This is a genomic window from Streptomyces sp. NPDC007157, assembly GCF_040634235.1.
Taxonomy (GTDB): Bacteria; Actinomycetota; Actinomycetes; order Streptomycetales; family Streptomycetaceae; genus Streptomyces.
Genome location: NZ_JBEYFE010000006.1, coordinates 196,448 through 218,520, shown reverse-complemented (window position 1 = coordinate 218,520; position 22,073 = coordinate 196,448). Strand labels below are relative to the sequence as shown.

Sequence of the window (22,073 nt, the reverse complement as noted above, 5' to 3'; positions counted from 1 at the left end):
GGGGTCGTACGGTGGAACCCATGCGGCCCGTTTCCCACATCGAACGCACGGTGGCGCCCTTCGAGGTCGTCAGCCCGTACCAGCCCAGCGGCGACCAGCCGGCGGCCATCGCCGAGCTGGCCAAGCGCGTCGAGGCCGGTGAGAAGGACGTCGTCCTCCTCGGCGCGACCGGCACCGGCAAGTCCGCCACCACCGCGTGGATGATCGAGAAGCTCCAGCGCCCCACCCTGGTGATGGCGCCGAACAAGACGCTGGCCGCCCAGCTGGCCAACGAGTTCCGCGAGCTCCTCCCGAACAACGCGGTCGAGTACTTCGTCTCGTACTACGACTACTACCAGCCCGAGGCGTACGTCCCGCAGTCGGACACCTACATCGAGAAGGACTCCTCGATCAACGAGGAGGTCGAGCGACTGCGCCACTCCGCCACCAACTCGCTGCTCACCCGCCGCGACGTCATCGTGGTCGCCTCCGTGTCCTGCATCTACGGCCTCGGCACACCGCAGGAGTACGTCGACCGGATGGTCCCGCTGCGGGTCGGCGACGAGATCGACCGCGACCTCCTGCTGCGCCGCTTCGTCGACATCCAGTACACGCGCAACGACGTGGCGTTCTCCCGCGGCACCTTCCGCGTCCGCGGCGACACCATCGAGATCTTCCCGGTCTACGAGGAACTCGCCGTCCGCATCGAGATGTTCGGCGACGAGATCGAGGCGCTGTCCACGCTGCACCCGCTCACCGGCGAGATCATCAGCGACGACCAGCAGCTGTACGTCTTCCCGGCCTCCCACTACATCGCGGGTCCCGAGCGCCTGGAGCGGGCCGTCAACGACATCGAGAAGGAGCTGGCGGAGCGCCTCGCGGAGCTGGAGAAGCAGGGCAAGCTGCTGGAGGCCCAGCGGCTGCGCATGCGCACCACGTACGACATCGAGATGCTCCGCCAGATCGGCAGCTGCTCCGGCGTGGAGAACTACTCGATGCACTTCGACGGCCGCTCGCCCGGCTCTCCGCCCAACACCCTGCTCGACTACTTCCCGGACGACTTCCTCCTCGTCATCGACGAGTCGCATGTCACCGTGCCGCAGATCGGCGCCATGTACGAGGGCGACGCCTCCCGCAAGCGCACCCTCGTGGACCACGGCTTCCGGCTGCCCTCCGCTCTGGACAACCGCCCCCTGAAGTGGGAGGAGTTCCAGGAGCGCATCGGGCAGGCCGTGTACCTGTCGGCGACCCCGGGCACCTACGAGCTGTCCCGCGGGGACGGCGTCGTCGAGCAGATCATCCGCCCCACCGGCCTCGTCGACCCGGAGGTCGTCGTCAAGCCCACCGAGGGCCAGATCGACGACCTGGTGCACGAGATCCGCAAGCGCACCGAGAAGGACGAGCGCGTCCTCGTCACCACCCTCACCAAGAAGATGGCCGAGGACCTCACCGACTACTTCCTGGAACTCGGCATCCAGGTGCGCTATCTGCACAGCGACGTCGACACCCTGCGCCGCGTCGAGCTGTTGCGCGAGCTGCGCTCCGGCGAGTACGACGTCCTGGTCGGCATCAACCTGCTGCGTGAGGGCCTCGACCTGCCCGAGGTGTCCCTGGTGGCCATCCTCGACGCCGACAAGGAGGGCTTCCTGCGCTCCGGCACCTCGCTGATCCAGACCATCGGCCGCGCGGCGCGCAACGTCTCCGGCCAGGTCCACATGTACGCCGACAAGATCACCCCGGCGATGGAGCGGGCCATCGACGAGACCAACCGCCGCCGGGAGAAGCAGGTCGCCTACAACACGGCCAACGGCATCGATCCGCAGCCGCTGCGCAAGAAGATCAACGACATCGTCGCGCAGATCGCCCGCGAAGAGGTGGACACCGAGCAGCTGCTCGGCTCGGGCTACCGCAAGCAGAAGGACGGCAAGGCGGCCAAGGCCCCCGTCCCGGCCCTGGGGGACAAGGCGGCCAAGGGTGCGAAGGCCGGCAAGGCGGCCAAGGGCAAGGCGAAGGAAACGGTGCCCACCGACCGTCCGGCGGCCGAACTCGCCGAGCAGATCGAGGAGATGACGGAACGTATGCGTGCCGCCGCCGCGGATCTGCAGTTCGAGATCGCGGCCCGGCTGCGTGACGAGGTCTCCGAGATGAAGAAGGAACTGCGCCAGATGAGGGAGGCGGGCCTGGCCTGAACCCCGAGCCGGCGCCGGACCTCGGCAAGGGCGCGAAGTGTTGCAACACCGACACAAACGGCGGGCCGGGGTTCGGCACTGTCAGCGGCGCTGCATAGGGTTTTGGACAACCGCGCACTTCGCGGCGACCGGGGACATCCGACGAGGGGACAGCAGCCGTGACCGTCAACATGACCAAGGGTCAGGCCATCAGCCTGGAGAAGAAGGACGGCGGCTCCCTGAGTGCGGTCCGCATGGGTCTTGGTTGGAAGGCGGCACCCCGGCGTGGGCTGTTCGGCTCGCGCACCCGGGAGATCGACCTGGACGCCTCGGCGGTGCTGTTCGCCGACAAGCAGCCCGTCGACGTCGTGTTCTTCCGCCACCTGGTGAGTGACGACGGCTCGGTCCGGCACACGGGCGACAACCTCGTCGGCGGCGCGGGGCAGGGCGGCGACGACGAGGCCATCCTCGTCGACCTTGCGCGCGTCCCGGTCCACATCGACCAGATCGTCTTCACCGTCAACTCCTTCACCGGCCAGACCTTCCAGGAAGTGCAGAACGCCTTCTGCCGACTGGTCGACGAGACCAACGGCCAGGAACTCGCCCGCTACACGCTCGACGGCGGCGGCGAGTACACCGCCCAGATCATGGCGAAGGTGCACCGCTCCGGCTCGGGTTGGACGCTGACGGCCCTGGGCGTGCCGGCCAAGGGCCGCACCTTCCAGGACCTGGTGCCCACGATCCTGCCGGTCCTCTAGGAGAAGCCCCGCGGCGCACGACGACACGACACACAGGGGGACATGGGCGATGGCGGCCGAGCTGAAGCGCGGGCAGAACCATCCGCTCCCGCGGAACCGGATCGAGATCCGGATCTCGGCCGATGTGCCGGTCGTGGCCGGGGCCACCCTCGCCGACGACACCGGCCGGGTGCCGGACGCCGACCGGGTGGCCCATCCGGGCGCACCCACCCTGCACGGGATCGAGGTCTCCCGGCAGGCGGCCGCCGAACACCGGCTCGCCGTCGACCTCGACGCCCTGCCCGAGGCCGTGCACCGGGTCAGCGTCCTGATCGCCCTGCCCGCGGCCCTCGGCGGCCCGTTCCGCTTCGGCGCGGTCGCCGCGCCACGCGCCGCGGTCACCGGCCTCGACGGCACCGAGATCGCGGGCTACACCCTCGCCGGCCTGGACGCCGAGTCGGCGGTCGTGGCCCTGGAGCTCTACCGCCGCCAGGGCGCCTGGAAGATCCGAGCGGTGGGCCAGGGCTACGCGGAGGGTCTCACCGCGCTCCTGACCGACCAGGGCCTGCCGCAGGCCGCCGAACTCGCCCGTGGGATCGAGGAGGCGGTGGCGCGGGGTGTGGCCCGGTCGGTCCCGGTACACACGGACACCGGCCGCTCCCGTCGTACGGCCACCTCCGTCGCCGGCGCCGATCCGTCCGGCACCAGTGCCGGGTCCCCGTACGACGTTCAGGCACCCGGCGACGGCAGCGACCGGCCGATCCCTTCCGACGGACCTGGGGGACCTGGGGGATCCGGCGGACACGGTGGATCGGAGTCGGCACTCGGTGACGGCCGGTCCCCGGTCTCTGAAGGACCCGCCGCGGCAGCCACGCCCGTCGGCGGCCCCATCGACTACACGCATCCCAGGCGCCGCCAGGCGTCCTCGCCCACGGCCCCGGCGGCGCCCACGGCCCCGGCGGCGCCCGCCCCGGCCGACGGACCCGTGCCGCCCGTCGCCGGCGATGCGGTCGGCTGGTCCATGGACGAGCGGCTGTACAACCAGGTCTGGGGCATGTTCGAGGACCTGGCCCGCTCCACCGCCGCGTACCGCAGCGCCGTCGACTTCGCCGAGTCCCGTATGGAGAAGGAGCTCGACCAGGTCCTCGCCGACCCGCGCAGCCGCCTGGGCTCGACGGGCGACGCCGCACGTGAGGCGGCCCGCGCCCGGCAGGCCCAGCTGGTCGACCAGGCCCAGGCGGCCCTCGACCGCGACCTCGCCCAGCTCACCGCCGAGTCCGAGGTCGTCGAGCCCGCGCTGCCACCGGCGTACGCACGCTGGGACAACCCCGTCTGGCACGCCTACCGGGTGCCGACGGAACCGCCGATGGCCGTGCGACTGGGCGACCTGCACCTCGCGGAGAGCGATCCGCTGCGCATCCCGATGCTGGTCCGGCTGCCGCTGGAGCGGGGCCTGTGGATCGACAGCGGCCTCATCCCGACTCCCGACGGTGGCTTTCCCGACGCCGATGACCTGCGGCACCTCGCTCTGCACACGGCGGTGGCGCTCGCGGCCCGGCTGCTCGCCGTACACCCGGCCGGGGAGTTCGGCGTACAGGTCATCGATCCGGCCGGTTCCGGTGCCTCCGCGCTCGTCCCGCTGACGGGGGCCGGCGTACTGGCCGGGCCACCCGCGACCGGCGCGGCCGGTGTGGCGGAGGTGCTGGGTCGGCTGACCGAGCGCGTCGACCTGGTGCAGATGGCCGTACGCGGCGGTGCGGCGGACGCCCTGCCGCCCGGGCTGGACATCTCCCGGCAACTGCTGATCGTCAACGAGTTCCCGCACGGTTTCGACGACCGCGCCGTCACTCAGCTGCGTTATCTCGCGGACGAGGGCCCGGAGGTCGGTGTCCATCTCCTGCTGGTCGCCGACCGCGAGGACGCCGCCGCCTACGGACCGTTGCTCGATCCGCTGTGGCGTTCGCTGATGCGACTCACACCGGTACCGGACGATCACCTGGCCGATCCGTGGGTGGGGCATGCCTGGACGTACGAGCCCTGCCTCGTGCCGGCCGGGAGCCAGGTGCTCCACCAGGTGCTCAACCAGGTCGCGATCGCGCGTACCAAGCGTATGTAAAGCCACCTGACCAGGTAACTTGGTCTTTCTTTTGCCAAGCGCTTTACCTTTCCTTGGTGATTGGGGTACTGTTTTCCTCACGGAGGGGAGTACTCCCTATCTGCTGCGACGTACCCGTCAATACGGATCCGACCGGGTCCCGGGGCGTCGGCCCGTCTCGGGTGGAAGAGACCTCCGGCAGCGATGACGCTGACCCTTTGCCATTCACAAACCGGAGGCGCAGTGGATGTATCCGTGACCCTTTGGGTCCTCACCATCTTGGGTCTGGCCGCCCTCATCGCGGTCGACTTCTTCATCGGCCGCAAACCGCACGACGTATCCGTCAAGGAAGCCGGAATCTGGACCGTCGTCTGGATCGCCCTGGCCGGACTCTTCGGCCTCGGTCTGCTCGTCTTCGGCGGCAGCCAGCCCGGCGGCGAGTTCTTCGCGGGCTTCATCACCGAGAAGTCGCTGAGCGTCGACAACCTCTTCGTCTTCGTCCTGATCATGGCGAAGTTCGCCGTGCCCTCGCAGTACCAGCAGCGGGTGCTGCTCGTCGGCGTCCTCATAGCCCTGGTCCTGCGGGCCATCTTCATCGCCGCGGGCGCCGCGATCCTCGCCAACTTCTCCTGGGTGTTCTACCTCTTCGGCGCCTTCCTGATCTGGACCGCCTGGAAGCTGATCCAGGAGGCCCGGGCCGACGAGGAGGAAGAGGAGTTCGAGGAGAACAAGCTGCTCAAGGCCGCGGAACGCAGGTTCGGTGTGGCCGACCGCTACCACGGCACCAAGCTGTGGATCCAGCAGAACGGCAAGCGGGTCATGACCCCGATGCTGGTCGTGATGCTTGCGATCGGTACGACCGACGTCCTGTTCGCGCTGGACTCCATCCCCGCGATCTTCGGCCTGACGCAGGACCCGTACATCGTCTTCACGGCCAACGCCTTCGCGCTGATGGGTCTGCGGCAGTTGTACTTCCTCATCGGCGGACTGCTGAAGAAGCTGGTCCACCTCTCCTACGGTCTGTCGATCATCCTCGGCTTCATCGGCGTCAAACTCGTGCTGCACGCCCTGCACGAGTCCGGCGTCCATGTCCCGGAGATCAGCATCCCGGTCTCGCTCGGCGTCATCTGCGCGGTCCTGATCGTCACCACGATCACCAGCCTGCGGGCCTCCAGGAAGCAGGCGGCGGCCGAGGCGGCGCAGGACCGGAGCGAAGGCGCTCCGAAGGACAGCGTCGACGTCTGAACACGTCGGACGTAGGAACAACCACCCCGTGGAGCGGTGCGAAGCGCATTGCCGACCCACCGCTCCCGGTGCTTCGTTGGGTGGCGGCGTCTCCGGTCGGGGGCGCCGCCACCCGGTGGAGGCAACCGTGACATTCGTCCAGATCATCGACTTCGAGACCGACCGCATCGACGAGATGAGGGCCCTCGCGGACGAGATGGGCAACCAGCTCGCCGGCGGCGAGAACAGTCCGACGCGCCGACTGATCCTCAGGGACCGGAGCCGGCCCGGCCACTACCTGGGCGTGATCGAGTTCAACTCCTACGAGGAGGCCATGCGCAACAGCGACGACCCCGAGACGAGCAAATTCGCCGAGCGGATGGCCGCCCTGTGCACCCGCCCGCCGTCCTTCACCGACTGCGACGTCGTGGACATGACCGACTTCACGTAACCGTTCGACCCACCGCACCCGTACGACCCCGGGGGCCGTGCCGCGCCGACGGCGGGCCCCCGGAGCCCGAAAGGACCGGAATGCGAACCCCGTACGCCTCTGCCACCATCGCTGCATGATCACTCGGCTCAGGTCGCTCACCACTCAGTGGACGTTCCTCGTGCCGGTGCTCGCGGTCGTCCTGCTCCTGTTCACCTGGGGTCGTGATCTGCCCGGTGCGGTCGTCGCACTGGTGACCGTGGTCCTCGCCGGATCCGTCCTCGCCGCCGTCCACCACGCCGAGGTCGTCGCCCATCGGGTGGGCGAACCCTTCGGCTCCCTGGTCCTCGCCATCGCCGTCACGATCATCGAGGTGGCTCTGATCGTCACCCTCATGGTCGACGGCGGCGACAAGAGTTCCACCCTGGCCAGGGACACCGTCTTCGCCGCCGTGATGATCACCTGCAACGGCATCGTCGGCGTCTGTCTCCTCGTCGCCTCCCTGCGCCACGGCACCGCGGTCTTCAACCCCGAGGGCACCGGCGCCGCCCTCGCGACCGTGGCCACCCTGGCTACTCTCAGCCTGGTCCTGCCGACCTTCACCACCAGCAGACCGGGCCCCGAGTTCTCCGGCGTCCAGCTGACCTTCGCGGCCCTTTCCTCACTGATCCTGTACGGCCTGTTCGTCGCCACCCAGACCGTGCGGCACCGCGACTACTTCCTGCCGATCACCCGGCATGGCGAGGTGATCGACGGCGACGACCACGCCGAGGCGCCCTCCGCGCGCACCGCGTGGATCAGTCTCGGCCTGCTGGGCCTCGCGCTCGTCGGCGTCGTCGGACTGGCCAAGGGCGTGTCGCCGACGATCGAGTCCGGCGTGCAGGCGGCCGGACTGCACCAAGCCGTCGTCGGTGTGATCATCGCCCTGCTGGTGCTGCTTCCCGAGACCATCGCAGCCTTGCGCTCCGCCCGCCGCGACCGTGTGCAGACCAGCCTCAACCTGGCGCTCGGCTCGGCCATGGCCAGCATCGGCCTGACCATCCCCGCCGTAGCCCTGGCCTCCATCTGGCTCTCCGGCCCCCTGGTACTCGGCCTCGGCGCCACCCACATGCTGCTGCTCGCGCTCACCGTGGTGGTCAGCTCCCTCACGGTCGTGCCGGGCCGGGCCACACCCCTCCAGGGCGGTGTCCATCTGGTGCTGTTCGCCGCCTATCTGGAGTTGGCGATCAACCCCTAGTGCGTACTCACCTGGTGACCGGATCACCCGTGACCGGCTCGGCCGCCTTCACCGGCATCGGGCGCGTCTCCGGCAGCAGCGCGAAGCAGCCGAGGCTCAGCAGCGCGATCGCCGTCAGATACGTCCCCACAGCCCACGGCACCCGCCCGCTGTGCTCGGCCAGCGCCGTCGCGACGATCGGGGTGAGCGCGCCTCCGAGGACTCCGCCGAGGTTGTAGCCGACGGCGGCGCCGGTGCAGCGCACCCGGGGCTCGTACAGCTCCGGCAGATAGGCGGCGACGACGGAGAACATGGCGATGAAGGAGATCAGCGCGCCCGTGAACCCGAGGAACATCAACAGGGGCTCACCGGTCGCCAGCAGCGCGACCATCGGGAACATCCACAGCGCCGAGGCCGTGCACCCCGCGAGACACAGCGGCCGTCGCCCGTAGCGGTCGCCGAGCAGGGCCATCACCGGCGTGAGCGAGCCCTTCACCACCACGGCGGCCATGATGCAGACGAGCATGACGGTACGGCTCACCCCGAGCCGGTCGGTCCCGTACGCCAGCGACCAGGTGGTCACCGCGTAGAACACCGCGTACCCGACCGCGAGCGCCCCCGCCGTCAGCAGCACCAGTCGCCAGTGATGCCGTACGACCTCGACGATCGGCACGCGCGCGTGGTTGTCGAGTTCCAGGAACCGGGGGCTCTCGGGCAACGACGAACGCAGCCACAGCCCGCTCAGCGCCAGCGCTCCCGCCGCCCAGAACGGCACCCGCCACCCCCACTGCGCGAACTGCGCTTCGGACAGCGACGCGGACAGGGCCAGCATCACGCCGTTGGCCAGCAGAAAGCCGACGGCGGGGCCGATCTGCGGAAAGCTCGACCACAGGGCGCGCCGCCCGGGAGGCGCGTGCTCCGCGGTCAGCAGCACCGCCCCGCCCCACTCCCCGCCGAGCCCCAGCCCCTGCAGAAAGCGCAGCACGAGCAGCAGCACGGGCGCGGCCACGCCGATCGTGCCGTAAGACGGCAGACAGCCGACCGCGACCGTCGAGGCGCCGGTCAGCAGCAGGGATGCGACCAGGACCGGACGCCGGCCATGCCGGTCCCCGATGTGCCCGAACAGCACCGAGCCCAGCGGGCGGGCCACGAACCCCGCACCGAACGTCCCGAACGCCGCCAGCGTCCCCGCGAGCGGTGAGAACGTCGGGAAGAACAGCGGCCCCAGGACGAGCGCCGCGGCCGTGCCGTAGACGAAGAAGTCGTAGAACTCGATGGCGGTCCCGGCGAGCGAGGCGGCCGCCAGCCTCACCATCGAGGGAACCCTTACGGTGCGTACATCGTGCATGTCGCGTCAACTACCCACGGTGACCGTCCGTTACGGGGGCGCACGGCGCCCTTCACGGGCGCCTCGGCGCACCGTGATAAACCGGTCTGAGCCGCGGTCCGCCCAGGGCCGCTCATCGTCCGAACGGACCGGAGGAAGCGTGCCCCGCACCCTGGCCAACGCCCCGATCATGATCCTCAACGGGCCCAACCTGAACCTGCTCGGCCAGCGCCAGCCCGAGATCTACGGCTCCGACACGCTCGCCGACGTCGAGGCCCTCTGCGTCAAGGCGGCGGCCGCGCACGGCGGCACCGTGGACTTCCGTCAGTCCAACCACGAGGGTGAACTGGTCGACTGGATCCACGAGGCGCGCCTCGGCCACTGCGGGATCGTCATCAACCCGGGCGCCTACTCGCACACCTCGGTCGCCATCCTGGATGCCCTCAACACCTGCGACGGGATGCCTGTGGTGGAGGTCCACATCTCCAACATCCACAAGCGCGAGTCGTTCCGGCACCACTCCTACGTCTCCCTGCGTGCCGACGGCGTGATCGCCGGATGCGGTGTGCAGGGCTATGTGTTCGGCGTGGAACGGGTGGCGGCGCTGGCCGGCGCCGCCACGACGGACGCCTGACGCCTCAGAGCCGTCCGGCCTCCACGATCCGCCGCAGGAAGCGCCGGGTGCGCTCCTGCTGCGGATCGCCGAACACCTGATCGGCGGTGCCGTGTTCGAGTACGACGCCGCCGTCGAGGAAGCAGACCTGGTCCGCGACGTCCCGGGCGAAGCCCATCTCGTGCGTCGCCAGCACCATGGTCATGCCCTCGTCCTTCAGACCGCGGACCACGGTGAGCACCTCGCCGACCAGCTCCGGGTCGAGGGCGGCGGTGATCTCGTCGAGCAGCAGCAGCCGGGGCCGTACCGCAAGGGCGCGCACGATCGCCACCCGCTGCTGCTGACCACCGCTCAACCGGTCCGGGTAGGCGCCCGTCTTGTCACCCAGCCCGAGGCGCTCCAGGAGCTCGCGAGCCCGTTCCTCGGCCTCCGCGCGGGAGACGCCGTGCACCCGGCGCGGTGCCAGGGTGATGTTGTCCAGCACGGTCATGTGCGGGAAGAGGTTGTACGCCTGGAAGACCACGCCGATACGGCGGCGTACCGCGTCCTGGTCCGCGCGCGGGGCGGTGATCTCCTCGCCGTCCAGCCAGATCGCGCCGTCGTCGATCTCCTCGAGGAGGTTGGCACAGCGCAGCAGCGTCGACTTCCCGGAGCCGGACGCGCCGATCAGCGCGGTCACGGTGTGCGGGGCGACCGCCAGGTCCACGTCCCGCAGCACCACCGAGGCGCCGAAGGTCTTGCGGACGGACTCCATGCGCAGGACAGGTGCGTCGCTCATATGGATCCTCCCTGGGCCCGCTGCCGGTCCATCCGTGCCGTCACCCAGTCCGTGAAGCGGGTCATCGGGATGGTCAGCGCCACGAAGACCAGCCCGGCGACGATGTACGGCGTGTAGTTGAGGCTGCGGCCCACGATGATGTCGGCCGCCCGTACGGCGTCGATCGCACCGCCGATCGACACGAGACCGGTGTCCTTCTGGAGCGACACCAGGTCGTTCAGCAGCGGCGGCACCTGACGTCGTACAGCCTGCGGCAGGATCACATGGCGCAGGGCCTGCCGGTTGCTGAGGCCGAGCGAACGGGCGGCCGCGCGCTGCGAGGGGTGGACCGACTCGATGCCGGCGCGGAACACCTCGGCCACGTACGCGGAGTACGTCAGCGTCAGCGCGGTACCGCCCAGCAGCACCGGATCGACCGTCACCCCCTGCAGCCGCAGCGCCGGGACGCCCAGCACCACGATCATCAGGTTGATGATCAGCGGCAGCCCGCGGAAGAAGTCGGTGTACGCCGCCGCGAGCGCCCGCAACGGGAAGAACACCGGGCCGCGCAGTGTGCGCGCGATGGCGATCAGCATGCCGAGGACCAGCACGGCGGCACCGCAGATGACCAGCAACCGGACGTTCAGCCACAGCCCTTCGAGGACCTTCGGCAATGCCTCGCGCGCGTACTGCCCGTTGAAGAACGTCTCCTTGGTGCGCGGCCAGCCGGGCGCGTTCACGACGACCAGGTAGAGCACGACCGCCGTGACCAGCGTCGAGAGCGCGGCGATCGCGGTGGCGCGACGGGCGCGGGCACGCCTGTAGCGCTCCCGCTCCAGCCGCCGTTCGGACGGGGTGTAGCCGTCGTCCCTGTGCGCGGACATGCCACTCGTGCCGTCCGCGCCCTCCTTGCTGGACCCGTCCTTGGTGACGGTCACTTGAGCACCGGGGCGTTGACGGCGTCGGACAGCCACTGCTGCTCGATCTTCGCCAGTGTGCCGTCCTTGCGCAGCGCGTCGACGGCGTCCGTGACGCACGAGGTGAGCGCGCTGCCCTTGTCGAGGACCAGGCCGAACTGCTCGGGCGTGCCGCCCTGGTTCTCGAACTGGCCGACGATCTTCGCGTTCGTCACCTCGGCCGAGGTGATGTAGAAGGCCGTCGGCAGGTCGACCACGATCGCGTCCACCTGGCCGTTCTTCAGCGCCGACTTGGCCTGGTCGTTCTTGGCGTACACGGCGGGCTGCTGCGACGGCTTCACCACGTCGGTGATGTAGTCGAGGCTGGTGGTGCCGACCTGGGCGCCCAGCTTGAGGCCCTTGAGATCCGCGATACCGGTCGCCTTCGCGGCCTTGCTGCCCTTGAGCGCGATGACCGCCTGGCGCACGTCGTAGTAACCCGACGAGAAGTCCACGGCCTTCTTGCGCTCGGCGCTGATGGACACCTGGTTGATGTCGAAGTCGAAGGTCTTCACGCCCGGCGCGAACGCTTTGTTGAACGGCACGCTCTGCCAGACGACCGCGCTCTCGTCGTACCCCAGTTGCTTCGCCACGGCGTACGCGACCGCCGACTCGAAGCCCTCGCCGTTGGCCGGCTTGTCGTCCTTGAACCACGGCTCGTACGCGGGTTCGTCCGTCGCGATCGTCAGCTTGCCGGACGTCTGAGTGGCCAGCTTGCCCTTGGCGCACGTGGTTCCGGCCGAAGAGGAAGACCCGCCGGAAGCCTTCTCCTCCGGCTGCGGAGCACAGCCGACAGCGGTGGCGAGCAGGGCTATGGTGGCGGCGGCAGCAGCGCGGCGCAGTGCGCTCGGGGCAGGGTGCATGGCGGGAGAGTGACAGCGAACGCCGCGTATGTCCAGGTCAAGGGGTTATCTGTCCGCATAGTGGGAACTGGTGTTGCGGTCTTGTGAACGTTGCCTGGCGCGGGTTGCGAAGGGGCCATGCCGGGGCCGCCGGTCGAGGGCGGGGAATGGTGACCGGCGGCCCGTACCGCGCAGGAGCCGTCATCCTGTGCGGGGCTGACACCAGTTGACCGCCCAACGGCGCGCGCGGGGAGCGTGCGCTGGACCCCGGCGCGTGCGAACTGTTCACACGGGGCGCGCGACGAGTCCGCGCGGGGCGTGTGAGGTCGTGCGCGCCGGGCGTGGGTGAAGGGGTGTGCGCCGGGCGTGAGTTGAGAACCACGCGCCGGGCGCGCACGCCTCACACGCACGCCTCGCTCGCACGGCTCACGCGGATGGGCCACGCCTACTGCTCACGCCCACAGTTCACGCCCACAGCTCAAGCCCATGGCGTGCGTGCCCCCGCGCTCACCACCCGCGTGCGTGCCACTCCGGCAGGTGCGGGCGCTCCGTGCCCAGACTGGTGTCGTTGCCGTGCCCCGGGTACACCCAGGTCTCGTCCGGCAGCACGTCGAAGATCTTCGTCTCGACGTCGTGGATCAGGCTGGCGAAGGCCTTCGCGTTCTTGCGCGTGTTGCCGACCCCGCCGGGGAAGAGGCAGTCCCCGGTGAAGACATGCGGGTGGCCGTGCGGGTCGTCGTAGACCAGGGCGATGGAGCCGGGGGTGTGACCGACGAGGTGGCGGGCGGTCAGTTCGACCTGGCCGACCCGGATGACGTCGCCGTCGTCGACGGCGACGTCGGTGGTGACCGGGATGCCGGGGGCGTCCTCGCGGCCCGCGTACGTCCGTGCGCCGGTGGCGGCGACGACCTCGGCCAGCGCCTGCCAGTGGTCGCCGTGCTGGTGCGTGGTGACGACGGACGCGATGCCGTCGTCACCGATCATGCCCAGGAGCGTCTCGGCGTCGTTGGCCGCGTCGATCAGCAGTTGCTCGTCCGTGGCGCGGCAGCGCAGCAGATAGGCGTTGTTGTCCATGGGCCCGACCGCGATCTTGGTGATCATCAGGTCCTTGAGCTCGTGCACGTCCGCCGGTCCGCCGACCGTCACCTCTCCGCTGTACGTCATGGCGGTCAGCCTATAGCGGAGAGTGGCCCGCGAGGTGCCGTGCGCTACAGCGGCGGAAGTGCGGGCAGGGTGCCGCCCCGCACCGTCAGGGCCGAACCGTCACGGCGGCCGGCGAGCCAGCCGAGCAGATCCGCGGCGCTTCCTTCGACGCCGACCGGGCCTCCGGGGGCGCCACCGCCCGTCGTCCAGACGCGACCGCCGTCGGCACGCAGTCCGGTCGAGGGAACGTCCCGGTGGCCGCCGAAGCGTTCCGCCAGGAAGTCGATCTCCCGTTCCGTGAACTCCGCCGGGAGGTCCTCCAGCTCGTAGCCGATCCCGAGGTCGACATGGTGCAGCTCGACCTCGGCCCAGCGCCGGAACGGCACCCGTGCCGCCGCGTCGGTGACCCCGTTGCGCAGCTGCACCGTGCGCGTCCAGTCCGCGGGCTCCGCCCCGAGGGTCCGGAACCGGGCGTCGCTTTCGCGCAGGTCGGTTAGGTGAGTGTCGAGCGGGCGCGGGGCGTCACGCTCGATGTCGGTGTCCCGGGCCTCGCCGGAGACGTACATGGGACGGCCGTCGAGGACGTTCGTGAGCGCGTCCGCGTTGCGGGCGAGGTGGGCCAGGACGTGACCGACCGACCAACCGGGCAGCCGTGACGGTCGGGCCACGGACGCGTTGTCCAGTTTGGCGACTGCGGTGAGAAGCCGGTCCGTCGCTTCCTGTACAGACGCCAGGTCATGAGCGTGATCAATCATGGGGCTGACAGTAGCTCCGCCACACCTTCGGGTGAAGGTTTCGCACGAGGTCCGTAAATCGAATGCGCGTGCTATATCGTCGGTGACGGCGTCGGGCATGCTGGATGGTCCGGGATTGTTTACGCATCCAGGAATCCATCCGGCGTTGTCAGTGGCTCCCCCTAGTCTGAAGAAGCACGGGGCCCTGCCCCTGTCACTTCTCTCAAGAAAGGTGCGGACCGGCTGTGGCCGACCGTCTCATCGTCCGTGGCGCGCGCGAGCACAATCTGAAGAATGTCTCGCTCGACCTGCCTCGTGACTCGCTCATCGTCTTCACGGGGCTGTCCGGGTCGGGCAAGTCCTCCCTGGCCTTCGACACGATCTTCGCCGAGGGCCAGCGTCGCTACGTGGAGTCGCTCTCCTCGTACGCGCGCCAGTTCCTCGGGCAGATGGACAAGCCGGACGTGGACTTCATCGAGGGACTGTCCCCGGCGGTGTCCATCGACCAGAAGTCGACCTCGCGCAACCCGCGCTCGACGGTCGGCACCATCACCGAGGTCTACGACTACCTGCGTCTGCTCTTCGCGCGCATCGGCAAGCCGCACTGCCCCGAGTGCGGCCGCCCGATCTCCCGCCAGTCGCCGCAGGCCATCGTCGACAAGGTACTGGAGCTGCCGGAGGGGAGCCGCTTCCAGGTGCTCTCGCCGCTGGTGCGCGAGCGCAAGGGCGAGTTCGTCGACCTCTTCGCCGACCTCCAGACCAAGGGCTACTCCCGCGCGCGCGTGGACGGCGAGACCGTTCAGCTCTCCGAACCGCCGACGCTCAAGAAGCAGGAGAAGCACACCATCGAGGTGGTCGTCGACCGTCTCACGGTGAAGGACACCGCCAAGCGCCGCCTCACGGACTCCGTGGAGACCGCGCTGGGCCTGTCCGGCGGCATGGTCGTGCTCGACTTCGTCGACCTCCCCGAGGACGACCCCGAGCGCGAGCGCATGTACTCGGAGCACCTGTACTGCCCGTACGACGACCTGTCCTTCGAGGAGCTGGAGCCCCGCTCCTTCTCCTTCAACTCGCCCTTCGGCGCCTGCCCCGAATGCACCGGCATCGGCACGCGCATGGAGGTCGACCCGGAGCTGATCGTCCCCGACGAGGACAAGTCCCTCGACGAGGGCGCCATCCACCCCTGGTCGCACGGGCACACCAAGGACTACTTCGGCCGCCTGGTCGGCGCCCTCGCGGACGCGCTGGGGTTCCGTACCGACATCCCCTTCGCCGGCCTGCCGCAGCGCGCCAGGAAGGCCCTGCTCTACGGCCACAAGACACAGATCGAGGTCCGCTACCGCAACCGGTACGGACGCGAGCGCGTGTACACCACGCCCTTCGAGGGTGCGGTGCCCTTCGTCAAGCGCCGGCACAGTGAGGCCGAGAGCGACGCCAGCCGTGAGCGCTTCGAGGGCTACATGCGCGAGGTGCCCTGCCCGACCTGTCAGGGCACGCGCCTGAAGCCGATCGTCCTCGCGGTCACGATCATGGACAAGTCGATCGCCGAGGTCTCGGCGATGTCCATCAGCGACTGCGCCGAGTTCCTGGGCGAGCTCAAGCTCAACGCGCGCGACAAGAAGATCGCCGAGCGCGTCCTGAAGGAGGTCAACGAGCGGCTGCGGTTCCTGGTCGACGTCGGTCTGGACTACCTCTCGCTGAACCGCGCGGCCGGCACGCTCTCCGGCGGCGAGGCGCAGCGGATCCGCCTGGCCACCCAGATCGGCTCCGGTCTCGTCGGTGTCCTGTACGTCCTGGACGAGCCGTCGATCGGCCTGCACCAGCGCGACAACCACCGGCTGATCGAGACCCTGGTCCGGCTCCGCGACATGGGCAACACGCTCATCGTCGTCGAGCACGACGAGGACACCATCAAGGTCGCCGACTGGGTCGTCGACATCGGCCCCGGCGCGGGCGAGCACGGCGGCAAGGTCGTGCACAGCGGCTCCCTGAAGGAGTTGCTGGTCAACGAGGAGTCGCAGACCGGCCAGTACCTGTCCGGCAGGAAGGCGATCCCGCTGCCCGACATCCGCCGCCCGCAGGACCCGTCCCGTCGGCTCACGGTGCACGGCGCCCGCGAGAACAACCTCCAGGACATCGACGTGTCCTTCCCGCTGGGCGTGTTCACGGCCGTCACGGGCGTGTCCGGCTCCGGCAAGTCGACGCTGGTCAACGACATCCTGTACACGCACCTGGCGCGTGAGCTGAACGGCGCGCGGAACGTCCCCGGCAGACACACGCGGGTGGACGGCGACGACCTCGTCGACAAGGTCGTGCACGTCGACCAGTCGCCCATCGGCCGCACTCCGCGATCGAACCCGGCGACGTACACCGGTGTCTTCGACCACGTCCGCAAGCTGTTCGCCGAGACCACCGAGGCGAAGGTCCGTGGCTACCTGCCGGGCCGCTTCTCCTTCAACGTCAAGGGCGGCCGCTGCGAGAACTGCGCGGGCGACGGCACCATCAAGATCGAGATGAACTTCCTCCCGGACGTCTACGTCCCGTGCGAGGTCTGCCACGGAGCCCGGTACAACCGGGAGACGCTGGAGGTCCACTACAAGGGCAAGTCCATCTCCGAGGTCCTGAACATGCCCATCGAAGAAGCCATGCACTTCTTCGAGGCCGTCCCGGCGATCAACCGCCACCTCACGACGCTGAACGACGTCGGTCTCGGCTACGTCCGTCTCGGCCAGTCGGCGACCACTCTGTCCGGCGGTGAGGCACAGCGCGTGAAGCTCGCCAGCGAGCTGCAGAAGCGCTCCACCGGGCGTACGGTCTACGTCCTGGACGAGCCCACCACGGGTCTGCACTTCGAGGACATCAGCAAACTGCTGAAGGTCCTCGCCGGCCTCGTCGACAAGGGCAACACGGTCATCGTCATCGAGCACAACCTCGATGTGATCAAGACCGCGGACTGGGTCGTCGACATGGGTCCGGAAGGCGGTGCCGGCGGCGGACTCGTCGTCGCGGAGGGCACGCCCGAGGAGGTCGCCGCCGTCCCGGCCAGCCACACCGGCAAGTTCCTGCGCGAGGTCCTCGGCGCCGACCGCATCAGCGACGCCAGCTCGGTGAAGGCCCCGCGCAAGCCGGCGGCGAAGAAGACGGTCGCCGCCAAGTCGGCGGCGAAGAGGACGGCGACCGCCACGGCGGTCGACGGCACGGCCACGAAGAAGGCGGCCGGGGCCACGAGGAAGACGGCGCCCGCGAAGAAGACGACCCGGGCTCGCAAGGCCTGAGGTCCCCGGGCGACCGGATCCGACAAATCCAGAAAAGTGCGGCGCCCCGTGGGAACTCCCCGCGGGGCGTCGCTCGTTCCATCATCAGCCGCCCGATCCTCGCGGCGGCGGCGAACCTTGACTCATCAACAGCGGAATCAGCGCGGTGTCAGCGGGACCGTTGAACAGGCGACGGAGAGCCGAACATCCCTTACAGGTCCCCCAGTTCGGAGGCGTACGGCGGCTCCGCACCCGCTCGGGAGCAGGTGATCGCGGCCGCCCGCGCCGCGAATCGCAGCAGCCTGGTCCAGCCGTCGGCGCCCAGTCCCACAAGCGCCTCGGCGGAGAGGGCGTCCTGGGCGGCGAGTCCATGCAGCAGAGCCGCGTTCACCGTGTCCCCGGCGCCGATCGTGTCCACGACGTCGACCTCCTCACCAGGAATGGCGTACACGGTGCCGTCGGGGGTGAAGGCGCTGAGACCGTCACCGCCGTGGGTGATCACCACTGCGGAGGGGCCCGACGCCAGCCATTCGCGCGGGGTACCGCCCAGCCACAGCGCGTCCTCCTCCGAGAGCTTGAGGAGGGTCACCGAAGGCAGCCAGCTCTTGAAACGTGCCCGGTAGGCGTCCTGATCCGTGATCAGACCTGCCCGGATGTTCGGGTCGAGGGCGGTGAACAGACCCTGCCCGGCCGCACCGCGCATCAGCTCCTCGTAGGCGCTCGCCCCCGGTTCCAGGACGAGCGAGAGCGTGCCGAAGGAGACGGCACGCGTGGCGGCGGGCAGGCCGGACGGTGCGGTGAACAGACGGTCGGCGGTGCCGTCGACATAGAAGGAGTAGGAGGCGGATCCCTGTGCGTCGATCGTGGCGGCCGCGAGGGTGGTCGGTTCCGTGCCGCGCTCCACGAGGGAGACATCGACTCCCGCGCGCCGCAGCCCGTCCAGCAGGGCCTCGCCGAAGGCGTCGTGCGAGGTGCGGGAGCAGAACGCGGTGGGGGAGCCGAGGCGGCCGAGGGCCACGGCCGTGTTGTACGGTCCGCCGCCGAGCGCCGGCTGCAGGGCCGCGAGGGCGCCCGCGCCCTGCGGTACCAGGTCGATCAGTGCCTCACCGGCGACGACGATCACGAGACGGTTCCTTCCTCGGGGTACTCGGAATGCTGGCGATGCTCTGCCTGCCCGGACTGCCCGGACTGCTGGACCTGCTGGGAGCGTGCGGACCGCTGACGCGACCCCGCCGACCGGGCAGACCGGGCCGACCTGTCCCGCGCGGTCGCCGCCGCCCCGCCGTCCTCCTGGCAGCCGCACGACGTCCGGTGCACGAAGGTGCACGGAAGCCGTACGGTCCCGGCGGTCCGGTCGGGTGCGGCCAGCCGTTCGAGAAGCACGCGGACCGCCTCGGCGCCGATCTCCCTGCTGGGCTGGGCGACGGCGGTGAGACGAGGCGAGAACAGATCGGCCCAGGCGAAGTCGTCGAAGCAGCACAGGGCGATGTCGTCCGGCACGGAGAGGCCGTGTGCGCGCAGGGCGCGCAGGGCGCCGATGGTCATCGCGTTGTTGGCGGTGACGAGCGCCGTGGGCGGCGCGGTGAGCGCCATCAGGGCGGCGGTGGCCCGCTCGGCTCCGGCGGACTCGGAGTTGCCGGTGACGACCAGACCGTCGTCGAAGGGCAGCCCGGCGGTGGTGAGCCCCTGCCGGTAGCCGGTGATCCGTTCACCGGTGGTGCTGAGCCCCGGCAGCCCCGCGACCAGGCCGATCCGGCGGTGCCCGAGACCGGCCAGGTGGGTGACGAGCCGGGCCGTCGGTTCGGTGTTCTCGGCGCAGACCTGGTCGAAGCGCGGGGCGCTGTCCGCACGGTCCTCGATCACCCGGTCGAGGAGGACGGCCGGTACGGCGTGCCGGTCGAGGTAGGCGAGGAGCGCGCGCGGGTCGGCGGAGGGGGCGACGATCATGCCGTCGACGCGGCGCTCGTGCAGAAGCTGGACGACCTTGCGTTCGTGCTCGGGATCGTCGTGCGGATCGGCGATGAGCAGGCTGTAGCCGTGCTTCAGGGCAGCGGCCTCGACGCCCTGAAGGATCTCCGTGAAGTAGGGGTTGCTGATCGCCGACACCGCGAGCCCGATGGAGCGGGTGCGGGCGGTCACCAGGGAGCGGGCGAGGGTGTTGGGTGTGTAGCCCAGTTCCTCGATGGCGTCGAGCACCGCCTGACGTGTGTGGGGGAGCACCGGACGCGTCTCGTTCAGTACATGGGAGACGGTCGCCACGGAGACCCCGGCACTCCGGGCGACGTCGGCCATGGTGGGCATGGGGCTCCCCTCCTTCGCTTCCCGACCTTGGGCAAGGCTCTGCGGTTCCCTCCCGGGCTGCGGTAGGCCTCGGCCGGGAAGTTACTCCATCCGAGACCGTCGCGTAAACGCTTACGCAAGCGTTTACGTTCGATCGGGTGAACTCTTCCGGGGCGTGGTCACGCCGCCTCCCCTCGGACCATCGGCGGTTCCCGGGCGAGCCGCCCAAGCCCCGCCAACCTCCACCGGCCTCCACCTCCGGCCCCGGGTACCCCCAACCTCGCTGGCACGTCGCCCACAACCCGACCCACCCCGAAAGCGGGACGATCTGCCCGGGTATCGTCGCTCTGCCCCGCCACGGCCGCCACGGCCACCGCTGCAATCGATCAACCCCACCCCATCCCACCCCATCCCACACCGCTGGAGCCCCTGATGCCCGCCGCCCGATCCTCCGCCAGCCGTCGTACCGTCCTGCGGGGAGCGGCGGTCGCACCGGTCGCCGGGCTGGGGCTGGCCGCCTGCTCGGCTCCCGGCGGCGGAGCCTCGGCGGACGCGACGCCGACCGCCCCGGTCGACCTCGGGGCCGAGAGCGAGGTCACCAAGGGCGGCGCGAAGCTCTACCGGGAGCACAACGTCGTCGTCAGCCGGTCCGCCGACGGGGCCCTGAAGGCGTACAGCACGATCTGCACGCATGCGGGGTGCCCGATCAACAAACTCCAGGGCACGACGCTGGTCTGCCCCTGCCACGGCAGCGAGTTCGACGCGGTCACGGGAAAGGTGGCGCGGTCGCCGGCCACCGAGCCGTTGAACGAACTGCCGGTCAAGGCCGCGAACGGCCGACTCGTGGCAGGCCCGGGCGCCTGATCCGAGGGGCCGGTTCAGCGCCGGGTCATTCCCAGTCCCAGCCGATCCCGAGAAGACCCGGCCGTACCCGGGGCTCGACCAGGTGGACGGAGCGGTGCAGCCCACTCAGCGGGAGGGCCTGCCGGCCACTGCGCGGGGCCGCCGCGGAGTGCTGGGCGAACCGGTGGCAGTGCGTCGGCAGCGCGTCCGCGGTGAAACGGACCTGGAGGGTGTACTGGCCGCCGGGAAAGCCGAAGTCCCGGACGTACTCGCGGGAGACACCTGCCGTGCCGTCCTCCACGGCGTAACGGAAGAGAAAGGTGTCGCCGGAGCGCAGGCGGGTGCCGAAGAGGAGTTCGGCGACGAGCAGGCCGGTCTCCGGGTCCGAACGGACGCGTCCGGTGCGGCAGTTCTCCAGAGCGCGCACGGTCATGTGCTGCGGGGCGCAGCCGGGGTCGCCGTGGTGGACGGCCACGAAGCGGTCGACGCCGTCCCGGTGGGCGCGCACGATGTGCTGCGACTCACGGGCGGCCAGCTCGCGGTGGGCGCCGATCCGCACGCGCTCGTGGTGTCCCAGGGTGTGCAGACCGCCGTCGAGGGACCAGCCGAGTTCGGACTGCAGCCGGTCCTGGACGTCGGAGGCCTCGATCAGGGAGCGGTAGGAGCGGGCGGCGGGACGCCGTACGGCGGGGCCCTGGTCGGCATCGGCGAGCAGCCGGATCAGGGACTCGTCCGGGAGCTGGAGTATCTCCTCCAGTGCCCGGACGGCCCGCAGTGACTCCGGGCGCTGCGGGCGACGGGCTCCCTGCTGCCAGTAGCTCAGGCTGGTGACGCCTACCTTGACCCCGTAGCGGGAGAGATGGTGCTGCACGCGCTGGAGCGGCAGCCCGCGGGCGGCGATCGCGGCGCGCAGGGCCACATGGAAGGGGCCGCCGCGCAGGGCCGAGTCCAGTTCCGCGGTGGCGACGTCCGCGTGCTGTGTGCCGTGCCGCATGCAGGAGGGCCTTTCTCTTGGGGTTCACCACGGCTGGTCAGGCCGTTGGCGGGGGTCCGGGGCCACCCCGTCGGCGTCGGGGCGGCCGTACCTGGGTACGCCGCGTCCGCAGGCCGCTGCTCAAGGCCCCGAGTTCCCCCGCATTGAAGCGTGTTGACCAATCCCCGACAACACCTTCGGCCGGCCGAGGGCGCTCACCTGGCCGAGGCGTGACCTCGGCGCCTGAAGGATCGCGCGGGGAGAGGGCGCCTTGGCCGCCCGGGGGGACCGAAGTGTGCGCGCACGCAGGGCGCCGATTTGGGGAGGAAGCCGCGCAAGGTGCGTTCCGATCGGCCCAGCGGTTCCGTGCCGATCACGGGCCGGACACGCGTCGGCGGAGCACAGGGACGGCTCGCGATGCCACCGAGGTGGCCGATTCCGAGATCCGCTTCCGGGGCGGGCAGGGCCGGCCGCGCCAGGAGGCGCGGGGCCCTCGCTCCGA

The 22,073-nt window shown here is 70.1% G+C and carries 18 protein-coding genes; 9 read left to right on the top strand and 9 right to left on the bottom strand.

The features are described from left to right. The first annotated feature begins 20 nt into the window (after nt 1-20). The 6 genes from uvrB (at nt 21) to ABZ642_RS13410 (ending at nt 7,870) form a co-directional block, all read left to right on the top strand. Nucleotides 21-2,168, top strand: coding sequence for an excinuclease ABC subunit UvrB (uvrB, locus tag ABZ642_RS13435; protein ID WP_360481902.1), 2,148 nt, complete (start codon nt 21-23; stop codon nt 2,166-2,168). A 158-nt stretch (nt 2,169-2,326) separates the two neighbouring features. After that, complete coding sequence (locus tag ABZ642_RS13430) at nt 2,327-2,905, top strand: TerD family protein (RefSeq protein WP_352224595.1); 579 nt, start codon at nt 2,327-2,329, stop codon at nt 2,903-2,905. Nucleotides 2,906-2,954: 49 nt separating this feature from the next. Then, on the top strand, nt 2,955-5,000 hold the full coding sequence (locus ABZ642_RS13425) for a TerD family protein (RefSeq protein ID WP_360481899.1): 2,046 nt from the start codon (nt 2,955-2,957) through the stop codon (nt 4,998-5,000). 222 nt (nt 5,001-5,222) lie between these two features. Then, nucleotides 5,223-6,224: a TerC/Alx family metal homeostasis membrane protein gene (locus ABZ642_RS13420; RefSeq protein ID WP_360481896.1), complete on the top strand. Its 1,002-nt coding sequence runs from the start codon at nt 5,223-5,225 to the stop codon at nt 6,222-6,224. Nucleotides 6,225-6,351: 127 nt separating this feature from the next. Beyond that, nucleotides 6,352-6,654 carry a hypothetical protein gene (locus tag ABZ642_RS13415; protein WP_360481893.1) on the top strand — a complete coding sequence of 101 codons (303 nt, stop codon included), beginning with the start codon at nt 6,352-6,354 and terminating at the stop codon, nt 6,652-6,654. 115 nt (nt 6,655-6,769) lie between these two features. After that, nucleotides 6,770-7,870, top strand: coding sequence for an ionic transporter y4hA (locus tag ABZ642_RS13410; RefSeq protein ID WP_360481890.1), 1,101 nt, complete (start codon nt 6,770-6,772; stop codon nt 7,868-7,870). A 7-nt stretch (nt 7,871-7,877) separates the two neighbouring features. On the opposite strand, the gene ABZ642_RS13405 is transcribed toward ABZ642_RS13410, so the two are convergent. Next, entirely contained in the window at nt 7,878-9,164 is a 1,287-nt protein-coding gene (locus ABZ642_RS13405; protein ID WP_360481887.1) for an MFS transporter, read from the bottom strand. Between the two features lie 172 nt (nt 9,165-9,336). On the opposite strand from ABZ642_RS13405, the gene aroQ reads away from it, so the two are divergent. Further along, nucleotides 9,337-9,810, top strand: a complete 474-nt coding sequence (aroQ, locus tag ABZ642_RS13400) for a type II 3-dehydroquinate dehydratase (RefSeq protein WP_360481884.1) — start codon at nt 9,337-9,339, stop codon at nt 9,808-9,810. Nucleotides 9,811-9,814: 4 nt separating this feature from the next. On the opposite strand, the gene ABZ642_RS13395 is transcribed toward aroQ, so the two are convergent. The 5 genes from ABZ642_RS13395 to ABZ642_RS13375 form a co-directional block, all read right to left on the bottom strand. Then, the gene (locus ABZ642_RS13395) at nt 9,815-10,567 is read right to left on the bottom strand and encodes an amino acid ABC transporter ATP-binding protein (protein WP_360481882.1); all 753 of its coding nucleotides are present in this window, start codon (nt 10,565-10,567) and stop codon (nt 9,815-9,817) included. Continuing rightward, the gene (locus tag ABZ642_RS13390) at nt 10,564-11,484 is read right to left on the bottom strand and encodes an amino acid ABC transporter permease (protein ID WP_360481879.1); all 921 of its coding nucleotides are present in this window, start codon (nt 11,482-11,484) and stop codon (nt 10,564-10,566) included. The genes ABZ642_RS13395 and ABZ642_RS13390 overlap by 4 nt, the downstream gene beginning before the upstream one ends. Then, complete coding sequence (locus tag ABZ642_RS13385) at nt 11,481-12,365, bottom strand: ABC transporter substrate-binding protein (protein ID WP_360481876.1); 885 nt, start codon at nt 12,363-12,365, stop codon at nt 11,481-11,483. Before ABZ642_RS13385 ends, ABZ642_RS13390 begins: the two co-directional genes overlap by 4 nt. Before the next feature lie 486 nt (nt 12,366-12,851). Then, the gene (locus tag ABZ642_RS13380) at nt 12,852-13,508 is read right to left on the bottom strand and encodes an MBL fold metallo-hydrolase (RefSeq protein ID WP_360481873.1); all 657 of its coding nucleotides are present in this window, start codon (nt 13,506-13,508) and stop codon (nt 12,852-12,854) included. 44 nt (nt 13,509-13,552) lie between these two features. Then, on the bottom strand, nt 13,553-14,242 hold the full coding sequence (locus tag ABZ642_RS13375; protein WP_360481870.1) for a maleylpyruvate isomerase family mycothiol-dependent enzyme: 690 nt from the start codon (nt 14,240-14,242) through the stop codon (nt 13,553-13,555). Nucleotides 14,243-14,466: 224 nt separating this feature from the next. On the opposite strand from ABZ642_RS13375, the gene uvrA reads away from it, so the two are divergent. Beyond that, nucleotides 14,467-17,496, top strand: coding sequence for an excinuclease ABC subunit UvrA (uvrA, locus tag ABZ642_RS13370; protein ID WP_360481867.1), 3,030 nt, complete (start codon nt 14,467-14,469; stop codon nt 17,494-17,496). A gap of 190 nt (nt 17,497-17,686) precedes the next feature. Here uvrA and ABZ642_RS13365 read toward each other — a convergent pair whose 3' ends face one another. Together ABZ642_RS13365 and ABZ642_RS13360 are read right to left on the bottom strand one after the other, a co-directional pair. Next, nucleotides 17,687-18,598: a carbohydrate kinase gene (locus ABZ642_RS13365; RefSeq protein ID WP_360481864.1), complete on the bottom strand. Its 912-nt coding sequence runs from the start codon at nt 18,596-18,598 to the stop codon at nt 17,687-17,689. Further along, a complete protein-coding gene (locus tag ABZ642_RS13360; protein WP_360481861.1) occupies nt 18,595-19,776 on the bottom strand; it encodes a LacI family DNA-binding transcriptional regulator in 1,182 nt (393 codons plus the stop codon). Before ABZ642_RS13360 ends, ABZ642_RS13365 begins: the two co-directional genes overlap by 4 nt. A 411-nt stretch (nt 19,777-20,187) precedes the next feature. Between ABZ642_RS13360 and ABZ642_RS13355 the strand changes: the two genes are divergently transcribed. Beyond that, entirely contained in the window at nt 20,188-20,619 is a 432-nt protein-coding gene (locus tag ABZ642_RS13355; protein ID WP_360481859.1) for a Rieske 2Fe-2S domain-containing protein, read from the top strand. A gap of 25 nt (nt 20,620-20,644) precedes the next feature. Here the strand turns inward: ABZ642_RS13355 and ABZ642_RS13350 are convergent, their stop codons facing one another. Next, complete coding sequence (locus ABZ642_RS13350) at nt 20,645-21,592, bottom strand: hypothetical protein (protein ID WP_360481856.1); 948 nt, start codon at nt 21,590-21,592, stop codon at nt 20,645-20,647. Between the last annotated feature and the right edge of the window lie 481 nt (nt 21,593-22,073).